Raw genomic sequence first — 2,414 nt, 5'->3', positions numbered from 1 at the left:
ATTTCCTCTTACTGCCGCTTAGCGCAGCGGCTGTATTTCCAACAGGACAGGTGCTTTTCACAGTCCGTCCCGGCTCACGGTAAGCGCCCCCTTCGTCCGCTCCCGAGGCTAAAGCTCATGAGCTAAAACTTATGCAGCATTTTTTACGGCGTCCCTGAAAAACATGACAGCCGTATACAGCATCACTACTATAATAATCCATGTCAGGACCTCCAGCGGAAGTGACCGTACAATGTAGAATGCAATGAATATTCCCACCGCACCTCCGATGGTCAGCCAGGCAGCTGCAGCCCTGTCGTAATTACTTTTCTTAATGAATGCAAATCCACAGGACGGCATCAGAAATGCACAGGATCCGAACATTACCGGAAATGCAATTTTTACATTCAGGCCCAGGGCGCTGCACAGGGCAATACAGGGAGTGTAGAGCCCTACTCCGATTGTCATAAGCGCTCCCAGAAGGAAGTTCACGCCGACTGCCACAATCAGCTTCCAGCCGATCAGCCCTGTTGCTGTACCTGCGATCCCAAAAGGTCCGATCTCCATCAGACGGCATCCCATCATAATTGCCAAAAATACCAGCGCCCCGCCCAAAGCATACCGTACCACCCTGACCGGCCATTTTGATACAATACTGGCTCCGATTAACGAACCTATAATTGCCCCCACAATCATAGATACCAGTGTCAGCGGCGCAACCTCGACCAGGCCGAGGAACAATAGAAACTCCGTCATGACCGGGATGCAGTCCCCAACATTCAGTGTCCCGGGCATAATTTTATCAGAGCTGGATTTTGTCAGTTTAAAAGCCGCCTGCGTGGTCGCAAAACTTCCGATGCCTAGAGTGTCAAAAAAATTCGTGATGACACCGATCACAAACAGGGTGACATGCTTCCGCCCCTTAAAGTCCTCCTTGTGATTCATACAGTCCTTCACAAATACCACTGCAAACACAAGCGCATAGGCTACAATCGCCACCCTTAAAATTGTTGTTACATAATTCACGATGTATTCTCCTCTCTTTTCTCTTGTAAACATGCCATTTGAGCTGGATTTATTAGAATAAAGCCTATACATTCTTCCAATAAAGTTTTATCTGCTTATTATGAATTTATCTTCCCAAAATAATGTCAACATTTTTTCTATAATTTACACATTTAGTATGTCTCAAAACCCATCAAATTAAATCTATTTCCTGTGATTATAATTTCCATATATATGTATTTCTGTGCTATAATTTTTTTATACTCAGGGGATGTTCTTTTGCAGATAAGCCGGACGTCCACACCCCGGATTTTATGAAATATTTCCAGGTTTACAAAGTATCTGATTATAGCGAAGCGATAGCAATTTCCTGATAATCTAATTCAAATTTGCCCGCAGATCCAAAACAAGCCTATAAGGCTAAAATATTTTCAGATTAAAAAAAGAAAAGAGGTATGATTATGAACGTTACCGAAGCAATCCAATCCCGCAGAAGCATAAGGAAATTCAAGGACACCCCGGTCCCGGAAGACCTTCTCCGAAGACTTGCCGATGCCGGAAGACTTGCGCCCAGCGCCAGCAATCTCCAGGCATGGCATTTTACCTTCGTCACAGACCCAAAACTCGTCGCCAAAGTCGACCTGTTCAGCCCCGGACTCAGCGGCCATCCCCCCGTCATCCTGGTAATCTGTTCCGACATGGAATACGCCCTCGAGCACGGTTCCCGCAATTCTGAAATATACGGCTGTATGATGGATGCCTCCATGGCCGCCGAAAACATCATGCTCTCTGCCCTAGAAGAAGGCCTCGGCACCTGTGCCATCAAGTCCTACACCGATGCCGCCATACGCAAGCTTCTCCGTCTCCCCAATACATACCGCATAGAAATGCTGATGTCCATAGGCTACCCCGAGGGGGCCCCCAGAGACCCCAGAAGAATCCCCCTCGAACAAATCATACACTTCAATCAATGGGAGGAAGAAAAATGAAAAACAAAGAAGCCAGTCTCGAACTCTTAATCTACATGATCACCAGTGCCGCCGGCCTCGAAAACGAGCCCCGCATCTACGGCCCCCTCAGACTAATAGAGGCCTCCCAGCGCCTCTGCCAGCTTCTCCTCGAAGAGTCCCCCGAAAATCAGGACCTCAAAGACCTCATCACACTAATAGAAGAAGGCAAACACAAATGCACCTCCGACGAGCCCGCCTTCTACCAAATGCTCCAGGACTCCGCCGCCAAACTGGTAGACCTAATATAATGATACTCTCCCACCCTGCCCACTCCATCCGCCTCTCCCGCCCACCCGGCCGGATGCGCCCAGCCTTCCGCGGATGGTGTAGGTGACGCCGGAGGGGATTTGTGCAGGTGTTTTCGGATGCCTAAAGTGTGCCGTGTTTCCGTTAGGATAAAATAGAAAAATCTGATGGACA

Annotated in this window: 3 protein-coding genes; 2 read left to right on the top strand and 1 reads right to left on the bottom strand. The window is 48.3% G+C overall.

Annotated elements, in window-relative coordinates:
* Positions 1-129: 129 nt before the first annotated feature.
* Complete coding sequence (locus tag HMPREF0240_RS03490; protein WP_009002066.1) at positions 130-1,005, bottom strand: sulfite exporter TauE/SafE family protein; 876 nt, start codon at positions 1,003-1,005, stop codon at positions 130-132.
* A gap of 440 nt (positions 1,006-1,445) precedes the next feature.
* Between HMPREF0240_RS03490 and HMPREF0240_RS03485 the strand changes: the two genes are divergently transcribed.
* Both HMPREF0240_RS03485 and HMPREF0240_RS03480 read left to right on the top strand, forming a co-directional pair.
* Positions 1,446-1,973, top strand: coding sequence for a nitroreductase family protein (locus HMPREF0240_RS03485; protein ID WP_009002065.1), 528 nt, complete (start codon positions 1,446-1,448; stop codon positions 1,971-1,973).
* Positions 1,970-2,242: a DUF6092 family protein gene (locus HMPREF0240_RS03480; protein WP_035312323.1), complete on the top strand. Its 273-nt coding sequence runs from the start codon at positions 1,970-1,972 to the stop codon at positions 2,240-2,242. The genes HMPREF0240_RS03485 and HMPREF0240_RS03480 overlap by 4 nt, the downstream gene beginning before the upstream one ends.
* Positions 2,243-2,414 lie beyond the last annotated feature (172 nt).

This window comes from Clostridium sp. D5, assembly GCF_000190355.1.
In the GTDB taxonomy this organism is placed as follows: Bacteria; Bacillota; Clostridia; order Lachnospirales; family Lachnospiraceae; genus Faecalicatena; species Faecalicatena fissicatena_A.
The sequence above is the reverse complement of the archived record's forward strand: the minus strand, read 5'-3'. Positions and strand labels throughout refer to the sequence as shown.